The 17,506-nt window shown below is 63.9% G+C and carries 15 protein-coding genes and 1 pseudogene; 3 read left to right on the top strand and 13 right to left on the bottom strand.

The genetic code is table 11. The features are described from left to right. Positions 1–240, bottom strand: a 240-nt coding sequence (locus L979_RS16830; protein WP_231559533.1) for a hypothetical protein, incomplete at its 3' end; no start/stop codon positions are given. 73 nt (positions 241–313) lie between these two features. Between L979_RS16830 and L979_RS12060 the strand changes: the two genes are divergently transcribed. After that, positions 314–592 carry a hypothetical protein gene (locus tag L979_RS12060; protein ID WP_047692452.1) on the top strand — a complete coding sequence of 93 codons (279 nt, stop codon included), beginning with the start codon at positions 314–316 and terminating at the stop codon, positions 590–592. A 120-nt stretch (positions 593–712) separates the two neighbouring features. Here L979_RS12060 and L979_RS12055 read toward each other — a convergent pair whose 3' ends face one another. From L979_RS12055 to L979_RS12010, 10 genes are all read right to left on the bottom strand, one after another. Next, complete coding sequence (locus L979_RS12055; RefSeq protein ID WP_231559532.1) at positions 713–1,795, bottom strand: YhjD/YihY/BrkB family envelope integrity protein; 1,083 nt, start codon at positions 1,793–1,795, stop codon at positions 713–715. A gap of 22 nt (positions 1,796–1,817) precedes the next feature. After that, the gene (gene trpS / locus L979_RS12050) at positions 1,818–2,861 is read right to left on the bottom strand and encodes a tryptophan--tRNA ligase (RefSeq protein WP_081994446.1); all 1,044 of its coding nucleotides are present in this window, start codon (positions 2,859–2,861) and stop codon (positions 1,818–1,820) included. 88 nt (positions 2,862–2,949) lie between these two features. Continuing rightward, the gene (locus L979_RS12045) at positions 2,950–3,801 is read right to left on the bottom strand and encodes an exodeoxyribonuclease III (RefSeq protein WP_047692450.1); all 852 of its coding nucleotides are present in this window, start codon (positions 3,799–3,801) and stop codon (positions 2,950–2,952) included. Between the two features lie 34 nt (positions 3,802–3,835). After that, positions 3,836–4,387 carry a hypothetical protein gene (locus L979_RS12040; RefSeq protein ID WP_047692449.1) on the bottom strand — a complete coding sequence of 184 codons (552 nt, stop codon included), beginning with the start codon at positions 4,385–4,387 and terminating at the stop codon, positions 3,836–3,838. 116 nt (positions 4,388–4,503) lie between these two features. Further along, positions 4,504–5,400 (bottom strand): bifunctional methylenetetrahydrofolate dehydrogenase/methenyltetrahydrofolate cyclohydrolase, encoded by an 897-nt coding sequence (locus L979_RS12035; protein WP_047692448.1) that lies wholly within the window; start codon positions 5,398–5,400, stop codon positions 4,504–4,506. Then, on the bottom strand, positions 5,400–6,686 hold the full coding sequence (glyA, locus tag L979_RS12030; RefSeq protein WP_047692447.1) for a serine hydroxymethyltransferase: 1,287 nt from the start codon (positions 6,684–6,686) through the stop codon (positions 5,400–5,402). Before glyA ends, L979_RS12035 begins: the two co-directional genes overlap by 1 nt. Positions 6,687–6,842: 156 nt before the next feature. Next, complete coding sequence (locus L979_RS12025; RefSeq protein WP_047692446.1) at positions 6,843–8,585, bottom strand: biotin carboxylase N-terminal domain-containing protein; 1,743 nt, start codon at positions 8,583–8,585, stop codon at positions 6,843–6,845. Beyond that, complete coding sequence (locus L979_RS12020) at positions 8,582–10,243, bottom strand: urea amidolyase family protein (protein WP_052209862.1); 1,662 nt, start codon at positions 10,241–10,243, stop codon at positions 8,582–8,584. Before L979_RS12020 ends, L979_RS12025 begins: the two co-directional genes overlap by 4 nt. Next, the gene (locus L979_RS12015; RefSeq protein ID WP_047692445.1) at positions 10,240–11,007 is read right to left on the bottom strand and encodes a LamB/YcsF family protein; all 768 of its coding nucleotides are present in this window, start codon (positions 11,005–11,007) and stop codon (positions 10,240–10,242) included. Before L979_RS12015 ends, L979_RS12020 begins: the two co-directional genes overlap by 4 nt. Before the next feature lie 25 nt (positions 11,008–11,032). Further along, positions 11,033–12,310 carry an NRAMP family divalent metal transporter gene (locus tag L979_RS12010; protein WP_047692444.1) on the bottom strand — a complete coding sequence of 426 codons (1,278 nt, stop codon included), beginning with the start codon at positions 12,308–12,310 and terminating at the stop codon, positions 11,033–11,035. A gap of 168 nt (positions 12,311–12,478) precedes the next feature. On the opposite strand from L979_RS12010, the gene L979_RS12005 reads away from it, so the two are divergent. Together L979_RS12005 and L979_RS12000 are read left to right on the top strand one after the other, a co-directional pair. Continuing rightward, positions 12,479–13,117: a GntR family transcriptional regulator gene (locus L979_RS12005; protein ID WP_047692443.1), complete on the top strand. Its 639-nt coding sequence runs from the start codon at positions 12,479–12,481 to the stop codon at positions 13,115–13,117. A 241-nt stretch (positions 13,118–13,358) separates the two neighbouring features. Continuing rightward, entirely contained in the window at positions 13,359–16,637 is a 3,279-nt protein-coding gene (locus tag L979_RS12000; protein ID WP_047692442.1) for a beta-phosphoglucomutase family hydrolase, read from the top strand. A 110-nt stretch (positions 16,638–16,747) separates the two neighbouring features. On the opposite strand, the gene L979_RS11995 is transcribed toward L979_RS12000, so the two are convergent. Both L979_RS11995 and L979_RS16365 read right to left on the bottom strand, forming a co-directional pair. Beyond that, the gene (locus L979_RS11995) at positions 16,748–17,269 is read right to left on the bottom strand and encodes a gamma carbonic anhydrase family protein (RefSeq protein WP_081994445.1); all 522 of its coding nucleotides are present in this window, start codon (positions 17,267–17,269) and stop codon (positions 16,748–16,750) included. Between the two features lie 35 nt (positions 17,270–17,304). After that, positions 17,305–17,506, bottom strand: a pseudogene (locus L979_RS16365) (TetR/AcrR family transcriptional regulator); the annotation flags it as partial.

The raw sequence follows: 17,506 nt of genomic DNA, 5'->3' as shown, positions 1-17,506 counted from the left end.
TCCAACAAGCCGGTGTTGCAACCACCGGTTGAACCCGGTCAATTCATGGTCCTGCGGGCACTCTTCGCCTGTCGAACTTTCTCCCCGCCACCACGCACCCGGAATGGATGAGAGGTCATCCACGCCTGATGCCCACGCGGCGTCGTCGTGGTGAAGCCGTTGTCCCCAACCGGCCCTCAGAGCCGGATCGCGCATTTGGGCGGACAGCACCACCCCTGGTGGCATTGATAGTTTCTGCATGTCAGACGTCATTCGGCGCCGAATGGATAGTACTGGCACGCCATGCAACACCACCGATCAATGATGTGACCTGATGAAGAAGAGCACCCTTCCCGCAGCCATCGCTTTGGCGGCAGCACTGACCGCCGTGGGCGCGCCCGCTGCCAACGCCACCTACTCCCACCCCTCGCACACCACCACGGTGTCCCAGGGCACCAAGAGTGGCCATGATGCCGGCAAGTACGACGTCGGTGCAGGCACGTACGACCTGCTCACCGGGAAGTACGAGATCGTGAAGGACGTTCACGGCGTGATCTGGACCAAGGTGCACACCCTGACCTCGTTCGGGTGGGCCTGGAAGTGGTACTGCTGAGGCACGGACCCACGTTGGGTGAGCTCAGCTGACCCAACCAGGGGGACGCTTGTGTCCCGCATCCAACCTTGGGTGCGGGACACAGGCGTCTCCCGGATGGATTTCGCCGGACCGCGTGGACTACAGCGAGCGTTCGTGGGAGCGGACCCGGTCCAGGAGGTTGGCGTCAATGGGAGTCACGGCGCGGTCCTCCCCCGCCGGCGGCGCATGGCCTCCGTTCAGGTCAGCCTGGACCAGCGCCCCAAAAGCCGTGGCAATCAAGATGATTTGGCTGAAGAAGTAGAACCAAAACAGAACACCCACAATGATGCCCACGGAGAGCAGGTACGGGTTGGCGGCCATGTTCTGGATCAGCGCACCGCCCACTTCCCGTAGTGCCACATTACCCAGCACACCCAAGATCAGAATGCAGGCCATGGGCCATTTGCCGGGCTTGAGTTGGGCTAGACCGCGAATCATCAGGAACAGCATGAGGGCATCGGCCAGAACTCCCACCGTGGTGGCTGCCCCGTAGACCAGGCCACCACCCAGGAAGTCCACCAGGCAGCTGAGCCAACCAATGCCTGAGGTGGCACCTTCCAGCAGCCTGAGCGCACCGGCCGCCTCAGCATTGAGCACCAAGGACACCGCCAGAACGGCCACCAGCAGGATCAGCCCCAGGACATCACGGGGGATCGCTGCGATGGGCGCTCCACGCGCCGGTGGGACCTCAAACATCCGCCGGCAGGACAACCTGATTCCGGCGGCCCACCGCCAGGCCACAAAGCACAACACTGCAGTGGCAATGATGGTGGTCAGCGTGAACGGCTGGGGATTGGCCAGTACGGATTCGGGGATCACGCCGCCGTCACCGGTGTTGATGAGCCCCGGGACGGTCTCATCCACCGCATCCACCACCAGGGCACGCAGCTCGGAGTCATTGCCCAGAATGCGTCCGGCCAGGGAGGCACCGATCACCAGAACGGCAGTGGAGGCAAAGAGCATGTTGTAACTCAACCCGGCCGCCATCAGGGGTCCGCCGTGGAAGAAGTAGTGCATGATCAGCCGCCCTGGCAACAAGGTCCAGACGCAAGCCAGCGCAACGTTGAGGGCTTGGCCCACCACCGCCCACCAGCCCGCACCACCGGCACGCTTGGCGTGCAGGATGGAAACCTGCCTGCGGAATTCCCGCTGCAGCCCGGCCTTGTCAACGGCCGAGGGCATGACCCGCGGGGCCTCCATCACCTCAGACATGGCTGGGCGGCAGGAGGCCGACCATGCTGTGGACCTCGGCCAGGGTCTGGGCTGCGATCTCACGGCCCTTCTGCGCGCCGCGCGCCAGAATTCGATCCAGTTCGGCCGGGTCATCCAGCAGTTCCTGGGCCCGCTGCTGGATCGGTTCCAGCGTCTGGTTCACCACCTCAGCCAGGTCCACCTTGAGGTGGCCGTACATCTTGCCTTCGTACTCGGCCACGATCTCCGGGATGGGGCGGTCGGTGACTGCCGAGTAGATGGTCAACAAATTGGCGATTCCGGGCTTCTCCTGGCGGTCGAACCGGATCTCCGTGCCGTCGTCGGTGACTGCCGACTTGATCTTCTTGGCGTTCTCCTTGGCGGCATCCAGCACACGGATCAAGCCGTTGTCCGAATCTGCCGACTTGGACATCTTGGCCGTGGGCCGCTGCAGATCGTAGATTTTGGCGGTTTCCTTCATGATCTTGGGCTCCGGCACCGTGAAGGTTTCCCCAAAGCGGGAGTTGAACCGCTGAGCCAGGTTCCGGGTGAGTTCCAGGTGCTGGCGCTGGTCCTCTCCCACTGGCACCAGGTCACTCTGGTAGATCAGGATGTCTGCGGCCATCAACACCGGGTAGGTGAACAGACCCACGGTTGCCGAATCCAGGCCCTGCTTGGCGGACTTGTCCTTGAACTGTGTCATGCGGGCGGCCTCACCGTAGCCCGTCAGACAGTTGAGTACCCAGGCCAGTTGCGCGTGCTCCGGGACGTGGGACTGCACCAACATGGTGGACTTCTCAGGATCGATCCCGGCGGCAATGTACTGGGCCGCCGTGACGCGGGTGCGCTGAGAGAGTTCCGCGGGGTCCTGGGGCACCGTGATGGAGTGCATGTCCGCAATGAAGAACAGGCAGTTGTTGTCATCCTGCATCTTCACCCAGTTGCGCACCGCACCTACGTAGTTGCCCAGATGCAGCGAATCAGCGGAGGGCTGCACACCGGAGAGCACCCGGGGCTTGGTGGTACCGGAGGCGGTGGGTTCTGTTGATGCGGTCACGGTCAATGCTCTCCTGGTGGTGCAGTTCGTCAGAAATCAGCGGTGCGCTCCGGGCCAGATGCCCGGCCCTGGCAGCTGGGGTGGTTTGTCAGAAACGGTAGTCCACTACCAGTGGGGCGTGGTCTGAGAACCGGGTGTCGTAGGTAGCAGCACGGTCGACGACGGCGGAGACCGCCTTGGCAGCCAACGCGGGGGTGGCCATGTGGTAGTCAATGCGCCATCCGGCGTCGTTGTCGAAGGCCTGACCACGGTAGGACCACCAGGTGTAGGGGCCCGGCACGTCACCGGCCAAGGATCGCGCCACGTCCACGAATCCCAGGTCACCGAAGTAGCGGTCAAAATAGGCCCGCTCCTCCGGGAGGAAGCCCGAGTTCTTGACGTTGCCCTTCCAGTTCTTGATGTCCAGTTCCGTGTGGCCCACGTTCAGATCCCCCACGATCAAAGCGTGATCTGTTCCCTGCACCAGCGCGGGGAGGCGGTTGGTCATGGCCTCCAGGAAGGCGTACTTGTCCACCTGGCGCGGGGTGTCCACCTCACCGGAGTGCACGTAGGTGGAGACCAAGGTCAGCGTGGAACCATCGGGCAGCGTGATGGTGTCCTCGATCCACCGACCGGAGTCGTTGGTGCCTTCAGCCAGGCCGATTCGCCGCCCGCTGGGAATCAGGGACCCGTTGTGGGCATCACGGCGCACAGCGGTCAGCACTCCGGCGCGGCCCTTGGCCTCGGCCTCGTGGTGGTGGATCTCCCAGGTCTCCTCACCCAGCAGGTCACGCGCGATCTTGTCAGGGGCTCGCACCTCCTGCAGGCACAGGATGTCCACGTCCCGGTCCGTGAGCCAGTCGGCCATGCCGCGCTTGTAGGCGGCACGGATGCCGTTGACGTTCACGGTGGCAACTCGCACCACCTGGTCCCGGGATGCGCTGGGGTTCTGATCAGTCATGAGGGTAAGTCCTGTCGGGGGAAAGCGGCTGGGCTCAGCGGTTGTTGTCGTCGATGACTTCGCCGGTCAGGGGTGTCTGGGAGTCCTGGACCATTCCCATGCCGTTGGAAGCGGTGACAGCCAGGGTGTCCAGGGCTCGGTCCACCTGGTCACGGTCACCCGGTGTGGAACCGTCCGGGGCAGGAAGGTTGGCAGCAATCACGCGGGCCTGGACCATGATGATCTGGAAGGAATGTTCCAGCTTCTGGTCCAGGACGGAACGGTCCTCTGCGGGAGCAGAAGTGGCAGCCGCCATGGGTGCACGGCCAAAGCGACGGTTGGCGTCCTGCTGGGCCTGCTCGATCTGACGTGCTCCGAACTTGGCGGCCTTGCGTACCATCCAGAGCACAAAGCAGGCGATCAACAGCCAGCCCAAGGCAATGGCTGCCAGGACCCACCCCAACACGGAGTTCTCATTGGCGGCCTGCAGGAGGGCAACCACAAAGATCACCACCAGCGCGGTCATCCCGATCAGGGTGATCCAGATGGAAGCCCGGCCGGAACCGGGCGTGGACGGAGACGTGCGCGTGGAACCAATCTGCTGCATGGTCGTATTCTCCCGCACTGATCCAGCGGGAAGAAATTCCACCGGGTACAGAATCGCCCTGGGCGCAACGCACCCAGGGCAATTCTCACGTCACCGGCAACGCGGCCGGTAGTGGGTCAAGCAGCAGGTCCCACCCCTGCGGCACGTTCCGCGGCCTCCACCACGTTGACCAGCAGCATGGCCCGGGTCATGGGACCCACACCGCCGGGGTTGGGAGACATCCACGCGGCACGATGTGCGGCCTCAGGCTCGATGTCCCCGGTGAGTTTGCGCTTGCCGGTCTGGGGATCCTCCACCCGGGACACTCCGACGTCCAACAGGATGGCGCCCTCACGGATCTGATCCGCCTTGACCATGTGCGGCTGACCGGCCGCGGCCACCACCACATCCGCTGCAGCCAAGAGGGCATCCAGGTTCCGCGTGCCCGTGTGCGCCAGCGTGACCGTGGCGTTGATGGCCTTGCGGGTCAACAACAGCCCGATCGGCCGCCCCACGGTCACACCGCGTCCGATCACCAGGACGTTCTTGCCCTTGAGGTCGATGTCATGGCGCAACAGCAGTTCCACAATCCCGTGCGGGGTGCACGGCAGCGGGGAATCCATGGGGTCACTCACGTTGAGCACCAGCTTGCCCAGGTTGGTGGGGTGCAAGCCGTCAGCGTCCTTGGCGGGGTCGATCTTGCCCAGGATGCGATTGGTGTCAATGTGATCGGGCAGCGGCAACTGCACGATGTAGCCGGTGCACGCAGGATCGGCGTTGAGGGATTCGATCTCCGCTTCCAGATCCTCCTGGGTGATCGCTGCAGGAAGATCGCGGCGGATGGAGGTGATGCCCACTTCAGCACAGTCCTTGTGCTTGCCTCCCACGTAGGAGTGGGATGCCGGATCATCACCCACCAGCACCGTGCCCAGCCCGGGAACCTGGCCCTGAGCTGCCAGAGCAGCCACGCGTTCGGTCAGCTCACCCTTGATGGCGGCCGCCGTGGCCTTGCCGTCCAGAACACCTGCTGCCATCACCACTCCTCGAGCCCGCTGTAGAGCGGGAAGTCAGCGGCCAGCTTGTCCACGCGAGCGCGCAGGGCATCGACGTCGGGCTGCGGCTTAAGAGCGGTGGCGATGATCTCCGCGACCTCCTGGAACTCTGTGGCACCAAAACCACGGGTGGCCAGGGCCGGGGTGCCGATGCGCAGACCGGAGGTGACCATGGGCGGGCGGGGGTCAAACGGAACAGCGTTGCGGTTCACGGTGATGCCCACCTGGTGCAAAAGGTCCTCGCCCTGCTTGCCGTCCAATTCGGAGTTGCGCAGGTCCACCAGCACCAGGTGAACATCCGTACCACCAGTCAGCACGGACACACCGGCCTGGGCAACATCAGAGGCAGCCAGACGTTCGGCAATGATCGCAGCACCTTCCAAGGTGCGCTCCTGGCGCTGCTTGAACTCCTCCGTGCCGGCAATCTTGAAAGCCACGGCCTTGCCTGCAATGGCGTGCATGAGCGGCCCACCCTGGTGGCCCGGGAACACGTTGGAGTCGATCTTCTTCTTGAACTCCTCAGTGGTCAGGATGACACCGGAGCGCGGACCGGCCAGGGTCTTGTGCACCGTGGAGCTCACGACGTCGGCATGCGGTACCGGGTTGGGGTGCAGCCCTGCGGCCACCAGACCGGCAAAGTGCGCCATGTCCACCCACAGCTTGGCCCCGACCTCATCCGCGATGGAGCGGAAGGCCTCAAAGTCAAGCTGCCGGGAGTAGGCGGACCAACCGGCCACAATCACCTTGGGCTGGCTGGCGCGGGCCACCTCACGCACCTGATCCATGTCCAGGCGGTGGGTGTCCGGGTCCACCTCGTACGCGGCAATGTTGTAGAGCTTGCCGGAGATGTTCAGCTTCATGCCGTGGGTCAGGTGACCGCCGTGGGCCAGAGACAGGCCCATCAAGGTGTCCCCCGGCTCCATCAGCGCAGTCATGACCGCGCTGTTGGCCTGCGCACCGGAGTGCGGCTGGACGTTGGCGTGGAAAGCCCCGAACAGGGCGGTGGCGCGGTCACGTGCCAGGTTCTCCACCACGTCCACGTGCTCACAACCGCCGTAATAACGACGCCCCGGGTAACCCTCCGCGTATTTGTTGGTCAGCACCGAACCCTGGGCTTCCAGCACTGCGCGGGGCGCAAAGTTCTCAGAGGCAATCATTTCCAAGGTGTCGCGTTGGCGTCCAACCTCCGCGCTGATCGCCGCAGCGACCTCCGGATCAACTTCTGAGAGAGGGCGGTTGGTGACATCGGCGAAGGGTGTGGGGCTCATGCGATTCCTCCTGGGCTCACGGGCTCAGGGACCGCAAGCAATCTGGCCAATGGGTGGGTGATTCCCGGGTGGGGCCGCACCGGATGGTGGCTGTGGATGGTCGATCGAATCGAACGAGTTCATTCTATGACCCAGGGTTGCGCCAACGAGGCCACGTCAAGAATCAATGGAAGCCAGCGCCGCACCGGCCTGGATCGGCTCTCCGACCTGGATCAGGTGACGTAACGTCCCTGACGTGTGCGCCGTCACATCGGTTTCCATCTTCATGGCATCCACCACGGCCACGGTTTCTCCTTGGGTGACGGCGGCGCCGTCGTCGGCAATCCAGCGGACCAAGGTGCCCGGGGCAGGTGCGGTGAGGTGAGAGGGATTCGACTCGGTGCTGTCCGGGGAAACGGGACCGGCGCCGGTTCCCAAACCGGCCAGCAGCCCCTGCGGAAGCGCCAGGAGCATCCGGCGACCGTCAATTTCAATCGGGATGCGTTGCAGGGGTGCTTGCGCCGCGGGTTCGGGGCGTGCCTGTGCCTCCAGGGACGGCATCAGGGTGGATTCGATCCACTGTGTGTGGACCGTCAAGTTCCCTGACCCTGCCGATCCATCCTCACCACCTGCGAACTCCTGACGGTCCAGGACCATCTGGGCAAAGGGAATCACGGTGGCAGGCCCCTCGACCACGGTCTCCCGCAGGGCTCGGCGAGCGCGGGTCAGTGCTGCGGCGCGAGAATCAGCATGGACAATCAATTTGGCCATCATGGAGTCGAAGGCCGGCTGCACGGCATCCCCTGTCTCCACACCGGCATCCCACCGCACACCGGGTCCGCCGGCCACCGTGAGGCGGCGGATCTCCCCCGGGCTGGGCAGGAACCCGCGCCCGGGGTCCTCGGCGTTGATGCGGAATTCGACGGCGTGCCCGCACGGGTCAGGGGTCTGGCTGAAGGAAAGCCCGTGATCAAAGGCAATGTTGAACTGCTCCTTGACCAGGTCAATTCCGGTCACCGCCTCCGTGACCGGATGTTCAACCTGCAAACGGGTGTTGACCTCCAGGAAGGACAACGTGCCATCGGCTGCCAACAGGTATTCCACCGTTCCCGCACCTCGATAGGAGACCTCCGCGCAGATGCGCCGGGCGGATTCATGCAGTTCACGGCGTTGATCTGCACTCAGCCCGGGAGCTGGTGCCTCCTCAATGAGTTTCTGGTTGCGGCGCTGCACCGAACAGTCGCGGTCACCGACCACCACCACGTGCCCTGTGCCATCCCCCAGGACCTGAACCTCAACATGCCGGGGTTCTTCCAGGAACCGCTCCATGAAACATTCGCTGCGGCCGAAGGCGGCCTGGGCCTCCCGCCCGGCAGCACAAAATGCCTCCTCCACCTCATTGAAGGACCTGACCACTTTCATGCCGCGGCCACCACCACCGTGGGCGGCCTTGATGACCACCGGAAGTCCGTGCTCTTGTGCGAACTCCACCGCCTGGTGGGCGTCCTGCAGCGGCTTCTCCGTCCCCGCAGCCAAGGGCGCACCCACACGCTGGGCAATGCTGCGTGCCGTCATCTTGTCCCCCAGCGCACGAATGCTCTGCGGGGTGGGGCCGATCCACGTGAGCCCTGCGGCCTCCACGGCTTGGGCAAAATCAGCACTTTCGGACAGGAACCCATAACCGGGATGGACAGCCTCAGCACCGCTGCGGCTGGCTGCATCCAGCAGTGCATCCGCGGACAGATAGGTCTGCGCAGCGGTGGCCCCCGGCAAGGCGTGGGCCTCATCCGCCAGGCGGACGTGCATGGCATCAGCATCCTGATCCGCATAGACGGCCACGGAGGTGTGCCCTGCCTCCGCGCAGGCCCGAATCACCCGAACGGCGATTTCCCCACGGTTGGCAATCAAGATCTTGGTCATCGGGGGTCTCCTGGTTCTGTGCCGTTCAGGGGGAGGTGCTCTGTGCCGTTCGACCCGTGCTGCCGTCCAGCCGGGTCCGGCGCAGTGAATCGAATGCGAACCCCCGGTGGTAATTGGGCAGCCAGGTCCAGATCCTGGCGGGTCACGGCTCCCACGATCGGGTAGCCACCCGTCAAGGGATGATCTGGCAAGAACAGCACGGGTTGACCATCAGGTGGGACCTGGATGGCTCCCGTGACCGCGCCCTCACTGGGCAGCTCCCCCGTGACTCGGCGCTCCAGGGCCACCTCACCGAGCAGGCGCAGGCCCACTCGGTCCGATCGCGTGGTCACTTCCCAGTCCTGTCCCACCAGCGCTTCCAAGGCGGCAGGTGTGAACCAGTCCTCCCGCGGTCCCAACGTGATGGCCAGGTCCACGGTGTCCCCGGGAGCCGGCAGATCGCGTTGCACGCCCAGCGGTTCAACCGCGTACGGTGCAGCCTCCGGATCCCCCACCGCAATGTGATCGCCGGCTTTCAAGGGGCTCGGACCCAATCCGGCCAAGGTGTCCGTGGCAAGACTGCCCAGGGCACTTTCCGCTTGGATCCCGCCGCGCACTGCCAGCACGTAGCGCAATCCACGCTGCGGGTATCCCAAGCTCAAACGGTCACCGCTGTCCACCGCAAACGGGAGGCCCCCGGACACTTTGTGGTGGGCACCGTTGGTTGCGGTGAGCTGCATCTGCCCCATGGCGCCCGTGACCACTGCAACGCTCGGCGCCCCGTGGTATTCGAGTTCCACCGCACCGATGCACTCGATCACCGGAACCTGGGCATGGTTGCCCACGGCCTGGTTGGCCTGGCGCATGGCGGTTCGATCCGCCGCACCAGAGGTGGAGACCCCCAGTGCCGCGTGCCCGGCTCGCCCGGTGTCCTGAATCAGCATCTGCAGGCCAGGGGAAATCACTGTCAGGGCGTTTCCGTCAGGGCTGGAGCTGGAAACAGCTGCGGGGGTCGGCTCACCCGCGGCGTCGTCGTGAGTTGCAGAAGGTGCCCCACTCACGACGACGCCGTCCCGCGTCTCCCGCTCAAAGCGCACCACGGTCCCGGGTGCCATGAGTGCCGGAGGCTCGCGGTGAATGTCCCACAAGAGATCCCGGGTGTGACCGATCAGCTGCCAGCCTCCCGGGCTCTCACGTGGGTAGATCCCGGTGAACGGGCCGGCCAAACCCACGGCACCTGCAGGAACCCGTGTGCGAGGTGAGGAGCGCCGGGGCACTTGAAAGATCGGGTCCGAACTCTTGGCATAACCGAACCCGGGCGCAAACCCTGAGAAGGCCACCGTCCACTCGGCCGCCAGATGCCGTTGAATGAGCGACTCCTCCGAAAGCCCCAGGAGGTCAGCCACAGATGCCAAGTCCTCACCGTCGTAGGTCACGGGGATGGTGATGTGGCGCGCCTGTCCGTCACAGGACGTGGAGACATCGGTGGATTCCAGTTGGGCCATCAGCGCCTCGGCCGTGACGCGGGCAGGATTAAAGTGGACCAGCACTGTGCTGGCACCGGGCACCAACTCCCTAATGCCGACAATGTTCTGCCAAGCACGGTTCAACTCCACGGCTTGTTCCAGACTGTCCGCCTGTGCCAGCAGCGCGGTATCGGATGCCCTGAGGAATTTCATCGTGCTCCGGCAAAAGGCGCGATGGTGACTCCTGCGCTCTCCAGCACACGGCGGGTCTCAGCAGCCATGGCCACGGAACCGGGGCTGTCCCCGTGAACGCAGATCGACTGGGCTTCCAGGCGGATTTGGCTGCCGTCAATGGCCTCGAGTTGGCCATCCTCCACCAGTCGCAACATTCTTTGTGACACTGCGGCGGGGTCATGCAGAACCGCCCCGTCCTGGGATCGTGAGACCAACTGTCCGTCCGGCAGGTAGGCACGGTCGGCGAAGGCTTCAGCAGCCACCGTCAACCCCGCCTCCTGGGCGACCCGCAGCACCACACCGCCGGCCAAACCAAGGAGAACCAGGTTCGGATCAATCGCTCGCACTGCGGCCACCACGGCTTCAGCCTGCCGCTGGTCCCGGGCGATGGTGTTGTACAGCGCGCCGTGCGGCTTGACGTAGGTCATTCGCCCGCCGGCGGCACGAGCCAACCCGTCCATGGCGCCGAGCTGGTACTCCACGTGCGCCTGCAACGTTGCTGAGTCCAGGTCCACCGCAGTGCGTCCAAAGTTCTGGTAGTCGCGGTAGCTGGGGTGGGCCCCCACACTCACACCACCAGACACGGCAGCCCGGACAGTGTCCCGGATGCCTTCCGGAGAGCCTGCGTGGAAGCCACAGGAAATATTGGCGCTGGTCACGATCGAGAGCATGGACTCGTCGTCACTGACCAACCGGTCGGGGGTGTTCTCCCCGAGGTCGGAGTTCAGGTCAATTTTCAGCATGGTTTCCTCCTGTCAAGCTGGTATGTCAGCCGGTCACACCCAAGAACGCAAAGATGGGGCCAATCGAAACGCTGCCCATGTACCAAGTAAGCAACGTCACGATGGTGCCCGGGATCAACAACCGCCTCGGATACTTCTGAACTCCCAGTAGATCAGGCCGGAACCAGCCGATGTACATGAAGACCGTCAGTCCCACCGGCAGAATTAGGCCGTTGAACCCACCCACAAAGACCAGCAACGCCGCCGGAGCGGTGCCGATGAGCAAGTAGACCACCAACGAAACGGCGATGAATCCGACCGTGACCAGCTGCAGAGGCCACCCCGTGGAGACTTTGCGACTGAAGGTGGAAAGGAATGTGGCCGAGGTGTACGCAGCGCCGATCACGGAGCTCAGTGCCGCCGCCCAGAAGATGGCACCGAAGATGCGCATCCCGGCTTCGCCCAGCACGGCACCAAAGGCTTGTCCCGCAGGATTCGCAGCCTGCCCCGAAACGTCCAAGGCGACCCCTGATGCCACCACACCCAAGATGGCAAGGAACAAGACGTATCGCATGACGGCAGTGACCAAAATGCCGTTGGTCGCCGACTTCATGACCCCAGCCGCATGTTCGGGACCTGTCAGACCAGAGTCGAGGTAGCGATGAGCACCTGCGTAGGTGATGTAACCCCCAACTGTGCCACCGACGACTGTTGTGATGGTGGCAAAGTTGAGCTGGTCCGGGACAACCGTCTGTTGCAGGGCCTCCCCCACGGGCGGCTGGGAGACCACGGCAACCACAACAGTCATACCAATCATTCCGATTCCCAGAATGACCAGGACAATGTCCATGACTCGTCCGGCCTTCTTGACCAAGAAGATCACGATGGCCAATCCACCGGTGAGCAATCCCCCAATTTTGGGGTCGAGGCCAAGCAGTGCATTCAAGCCAAGCCCACCGCCAGCAATGTTGCCGATGTTGAAGGCGAGGCCACCGATGACTACCAAGATCGCGATCAGATATCCAGAGAACGGAATGGCCTGATTGGCCAAGTCACCGGCCCGTCGACCCGATGATGTGATCATTCGCCAGATGTTCAGCTGAACGGCTATGTCGATCAGAACAGACGCCAGGATCGCAAACGCAAACGCAGCACCCATCGTTGCCGTGAATGTTGCCGTTTGCGTGATGAAGCCCGGTCCGATGGCTGAGGTGGCCATGAGGAAAATAGCGCCCACGACAGCACCACGTGAGACACGTTTTTTTAGATCCGAGGACCCCTGTCCGATCGCATCGTCGGAGAGCTTGTGACTGGACGTAGCCATGTTGAGACCCCTTCAGCCGAGAAGTGCCAGCAGATGTGATCCTCATCATAGAACACTTCAGGCCTGATTGTTCAACAATATTTGAGACCTTGCATGCCCACACCACGGGTCGACCAAGCAGCATCTGGCCCAGACAGGGACCGCGAGGCTGACCAGTAGAATCACGCCGTGACGCATCGTGATGCTCTGACCGACCACCTACGCCAAAAGATCATCAACGGCGAACTGCTACCGGGTTCGCGCCTGTCCGAGTCCGCGCTGGCCAACCAGATGGATGTCTCTAGGAACACTCTGCGGGAGACTTTTCGGGCTCTCACAGAGCAAGGACTCCTGGGACACGTTCCGTACCGAGGCGTGTCCGTAAAAGCTCCAACGGAGGCCGACGTCCTGGACATCTACCGTTGCCGACGAACAGTGGAGTGTTCTGTCATGGGGCAGGCTCACCCACAGCACCCTGCCGTGGAGCGGATGCTTTGCGCGGTCCAGGAAGCTGAATCGCATGTGACCGACAAGAATTGGTTGGGAATGGGCAGCGCGAACATGGCGTTCCACGAAGCGATCGTGGCTTTGTCTGACAGCCCCCGCCTGATCCGCATGTTCCGCAATGTCTCGGCAGAACTCCGCTTGGTCTTCCTCATGATCGAAGACCCAGGAGCACTTCATGAACCATTCGTGAAGAGCAACCGGGAGATCCTGGAAGCCTTGCTCAGCGATGGCCCCGAAGCCGGGGCAGATGCACTGGAGCAGTATCTGCTCGAGTCTGAACGCTGGGTACTCGGCGCCTACGGGCGCCGACGCATCGACTGAGGACCTCAGGTGGCCAGCCACCCCGTATGCCGCAGCACACACACCCAATTTCTGGCAGGTGCAAGACGTGTGCGCACGCGTGCTTTAATCTGGATCAACACCTGAAACTGGGGAAGGGTGTTCCTCAACCGTGAACTTCTCCAGCCTTTCGACGCACAGCCGCGCCCGATCCCTCAGGTCCTTGGCGGCTGCTGCCGCATCACGACGGACAGGGTAGGGGCTCGTTAGTACAGGAGCACCTGTGAACGCACTACCCACCGCCCCTTTCACAGCCTCGATTCCGCAGGTTCGCGCGGACGAGGCACAGGAGAAGCCCTCAGACGGTCTGCGCACCACCTACGCCGCCGTCATCTTTGACATGGACGGTGTGATCACCGATACCGCTGCCGTGCACGCCACCGCGTGGAAGCTGCTGTTCGACGCCGTTCTGGGCGATGACCGCCTGGAACCACTGACGGCTGGGTCCACCATTGACCGCAGTGAATTCGAGATCACCACCGACTACCGTGATTTTGTGGACGGTCGGCGTCGTGAAGACGGGATCCGTACGCTGCTGGCCTCCCGCGGTGCAGTGCTGCCGGAGGGCACGGACGACGACGCCCCCGGTGAGTGGACTGTTCAGGGCCAGGCCGCCCTGAAGAACACGTACTTCGGGGAAGCCCTGGAGGAGCAGGGTGTGCGCGTGTTCGACGGCACGGTCAAGCTGATCGAGCGTCTGCGTGAAGCCAAGGTCCCCGTGGGTCTGGTGACCGCGTCCCGCAACTCCGGAAACGTTTTGGAGCGGGCGGAACTGAGCCACCTGTTCGACCACATCGTGGACGGGGCCACGGCTGCCAAGCTGGGCCTGCCCGGCAAGCCCGCCCCGGACACGTTCCTGTTGTGTGCCCAGGAGCTGGGTGTGGATCCCGCTCAAGCGGTTGTGGTGGAGGACGCCGTGGCCGGCGTGGAAGCCGGTGTGGCCGGTGGATTCGGGCTGGTGGTGGGCATTGCCCGCCACGGTGACCGCCAGGCCCTCTACAACGGTGGCGCCCACATGGTGCTCAACGACGTTGCAGAGTTGGACCTGGGTGCTGCCCGCGAGGACTCTTGGAAGCTGATCTTTGACGGGTTCGACCCCGCCGTCCAGGCCCGCCGTGAGTCGCTGCTGACTTTGTCCAACGGCTACATGGGTGTCCGCGGCTCACACTCCGAGCGCTCCGCGGATGGCATCCACTACCCCGGCAACTACCTCTCCGGTGTGTTCAACCGCGTGGTGAGCCACATCAACGGGCGCGACATTGAACACGAGTCCATGGTCAACGCCCCCAACTGGACCCACCTGGACCTGCGGGTTTCCGGTGGCACCTGGTTGTCCGAGGGCGGGTTGGAGTACGCCCAGGAGCGCACCGAGCTGGATCTGCGCACCGGTGTGCTGACCCGCACCATGACCCTGACGGATCTTCACGGGGACGCCACGGAATCCGGCGAGCGCCCGCAGCTGCATGTGTGCCAGCGCCGCCTGGTTTCCCTGCGCCTGCGCCACCTGGGCGCCCAGGAAACCACCATCACGGCCCTGAACTTCAACGGCCGCATCCACGTGCGCACCGGCATTGACCCCGCCGTGACCAACGACGGCGTCAAGGAGTACAAGGAGCTCAACGCCCACCACCTGACCACGGTGGAGTCCACCACCCTGCCGGATGAGGCCGAGACCCTCATGGGTCTGGTGACCACCAACCAGTCCCAGATCCAGATCGCCACCGCCCAGCGCACGGTGGTCCACGGTGGTGCCGCCATTCGGGCACGCCGTGAGATCCGCCCCGGTGGCACCGAGTTCCGCCGCCACCAGATCGGTGTGCGCCAAGGCGAGCCCGTGGTGGTGGACACCACCACCGCAGTGGTCACCAGCCGCGATGCTGCCATCGGCTCGCCCCGTGACGGTGCGCTGTCCCAGTTGGACCGCAGCCCCCGCGGTTTCCAGGGCCTGCTGCCCGGTCACGAGTTGGCATGGCAGCGCCTGTGGGACCGTTACGACGTCGACCTGGAACCGGACGAGGCCCCCGAGGAGCTTCTGACCCAGCTGGCGCTGCGCACCCACGTGTTCCACACCGCGCAGACCCTGGCCCCCCACCTGTCCACCCGCGATGCCGGTGTGCCGGCACGTGGTCTGCACGGTGAGGGCTACCGCGGGCACATTTTCTGGGATGACGTCTACATCCTCCCCCTGATCTCCCTGCACGAACCCCACGTGACACGCTCCCTTTTGTCCTACCGGTGGCGCCGTTTGCCCATGGCCTACTACCGGGCACAGGAGTTCGGGCTGAAGGGTGCCGCGTTCCCGTGGCAGTCGGGTTCGGATGGCCGTGAGGAGACCCCGCCGGAGCTCTACAACCACCACTCACAGCGGTGGCTGCCGGACAACTCCTGGCGACAGTTCCACGTGGGTCTGGCCATTGCCTACAACGCGTGGCACTACTACGAGACCACCGGGGACATCGACTGGCTCTCCGGCCAGGGTGCCGAGCTGCTCATTGGCATCACTCGCCTGTTCGCCTCGCTCACGGAGTTCGACGAAGCCGATGGCCGCTACCACATCAACGGTGTGATGGGCCCGGACGAGTACCACGACGGCCCGCGCGGCCAGCACGGTGGAGGCCTGAAGGACAACGCCTACACCAACGTGTTGGCGGCATGGCTGTTCCGCCACTCTGCGCACATCTTCCACGACATGGTGGATCACCAACGAGAAGAGCTGATGGCCCGGTTCGGCGTGACGGAGGACGAACCCGCCCGTTGGCTGGAGATGTCCCAGAAGCTCTCCATCGCCTTCAACTCCGATGGCACGATTTCCCAGTACGACGGGTATGACGACCTGGACGAGCTGGACTGGGACTACTACAAGAAGAAGTACCGCAACATCGGCCGCCTGGATCTCCTGTTGGAGAACGAGGGCGACATGACCAACAACTACAAGCTGGCCAAGCAGGCCGACACCATCATGTTGGTCTACCTGTTGGGCCCGGAGGGCCTGATCGAGGAACTGGGTCGCATGGGCTACCAGATCGATCACGACGTGGTGGAACGCACGGTGGACTTCTACATCGCCCGCTCCTCCCACGGTTCTTCCCTGTCCAAGGTGGTCAACGCCGCCGTGCTGGCGTGGCTGGCACCGGACCGGTCCTGGGCCTCCTTCCAGGACGCCCTAGTGGTGGACATGGACGACACCCAGGGCGGCACCACCGGCGAAGGCATCCACATGGGTGCCATGGCCGGGTCCGTGGACGTGGTCACCCGTGCCTACGCCGGCATGCGTGTGCGCGGTGACTGGTTGGAGTTCAGCCCGCACCTGCCGCGGCAGCTGGATGCCGTGAACTTCACGGTGCTCTACCGCAGCCAGGTCATCCGCGTGTGCATCGATCACGAGGTCCTGGAACTGGAGGGCAGCTCCAAGCGGGCCGAACCCGTGACCATCCACATGCAGGGCGCCGAATACGTCCTGAAGGGTGGCCAGAAGATCGCGGTCTCCATCCGCAACCGCTGACCTCAGTCGGCAAGACCGTTTCACGACGACGACGCCCCGGTCATCCCCCTACGCCATCGAGCGGCGGGAGGACCGGGGCGTCGTCGTTGTTCTGTGCGGTGGGTGGAGACTCAGCGGTGGAGGTCGCGGTGCTGTGCAGAGAGTTCCAGATAGGTTGCGGCGTTGGCCGTGACCTTCTGCTGCTCCTGGTCCGTGAGTTCACGGCGAACCTTGGCGGGGATGCCTGCCACCAGTGAACCGGGTGGGATGATCGTGCCTTCCAGGACCACAGCACCTGCTGCCACCAGGGAGCCGGAACCCACCACGGCACCGTTGAGAACGGTTGCAGACATGCCGATCAACACGTTGTCCTCCACCGTGCAGCCGTGCAAGACCGCGGCATGCCCCACGGAGACTCCCGAGCCGATGGTGCAGGGAAACTCTGGATCCGAGTGGACGGTGCAGTTGTCCTGCAGATTGGAACCGGCACCCAGGCGAATGGGCGAGCGATCAGCTCTGAGAACCGTGCCGTAGAAGATCCCCGCGCCCTCCCCCACGTGGACATCGCCGATCACGGTGGCGTTGGGGGCCACAAAGGCATCCTGTGCAATCTGAGGGGACGTTGCGTCCCAGGCAGCAATCACGGGTTCCACGGTGCTCCTCCTTGAGCAATCAGGCAACGTCTGGGTCAGCCAACAGCAGCTATGGTGCGGGCGTACTCAACATAAGCCTCATGTGCGAATCCCGGAAGCAGTTGGGACTGCACCACCCAACCGTGAATGACGGACAGGACGGCTTGGGAGAACATGCCCACCCAGTCGGTGGCTTCCTGCTGGCTCAGACCCAGTTCAGCAACGGCCCAGGCTGCAAACTGGTCACTGATCAGGCTG

The organism is Kocuria sp. ZOR0020, from assembly GCF_000800955.1.
Taxonomy (GTDB): domain Bacteria; phylum Actinomycetota; class Actinomycetes; order Actinomycetales; family Micrococcaceae; genus Kocuria; species Kocuria subflava.
Note: the sequence above shows the minus strand (reverse complement) of the source record. Positions and strands in the feature narration are given on the sequence as shown.

Coding starts and splice junctions, on each gene's coding strand:
- L979_RS12045 (WP_047692450.1), bottom strand. CDS start 3,801: ATGACTGATCAGAACCCCAGCGCATCCCGGGACCAGGTGGTGCGAGTT.
- L979_RS12060 (WP_047692452.1), top strand. CDS start 314: ATGAAGAAGAGCACCCTTCCCGCAGCCATCGCTTTGGCGGCAGCACTG.
- glyA (WP_047692447.1), bottom strand. CDS start 6,686: ATGAGCCCCACACCCTTCGCCGATGTCACCAACCGCCCTCTCTCAGAA.
- L979_RS12010 (WP_047692444.1), bottom strand. CDS start 12,310: ATGGCTACGTCCAGTCACAAGCTCTCCGACGATGCGATCGGACAGGGG.
- L979_RS12025 (WP_047692446.1), bottom strand. CDS start 8,585: ATGACCAAGATCTTGATTGCCAACCGTGGGGAAATCGCCGTTCGGGTG.
- L979_RS12055 (WP_231559532.1), bottom strand. CDS start 1,795: ATGCCCTCGGCCGTTGACAAGGCCGGGCTGCAGCGGGAATTCCGCAGG.
- L979_RS12015 (WP_047692445.1), bottom strand. CDS start 11,007: ATGCTGAAAATTGACCTGAACTCCGACCTCGGGGAGAACACCCCCGAC.
- L979_RS12035 (WP_047692448.1), bottom strand. CDS start 5,400: ATGGCAGCAGGTGTTCTGGACGGCAAGGCCACGGCGGCCGCCATCAAG.
- L979_RS12040 (WP_047692449.1), bottom strand. CDS start 4,387: ATGCAGCAGATTGGTTCCACGCGCACGTCTCCGTCCACGCCCGGTTCC.
- L979_RS12020 (WP_052209862.1), bottom strand. CDS start 10,243: ATGAAATTCCTCAGGGCATCCGATACCGCGCTGCTGGCACAGGCGGAC.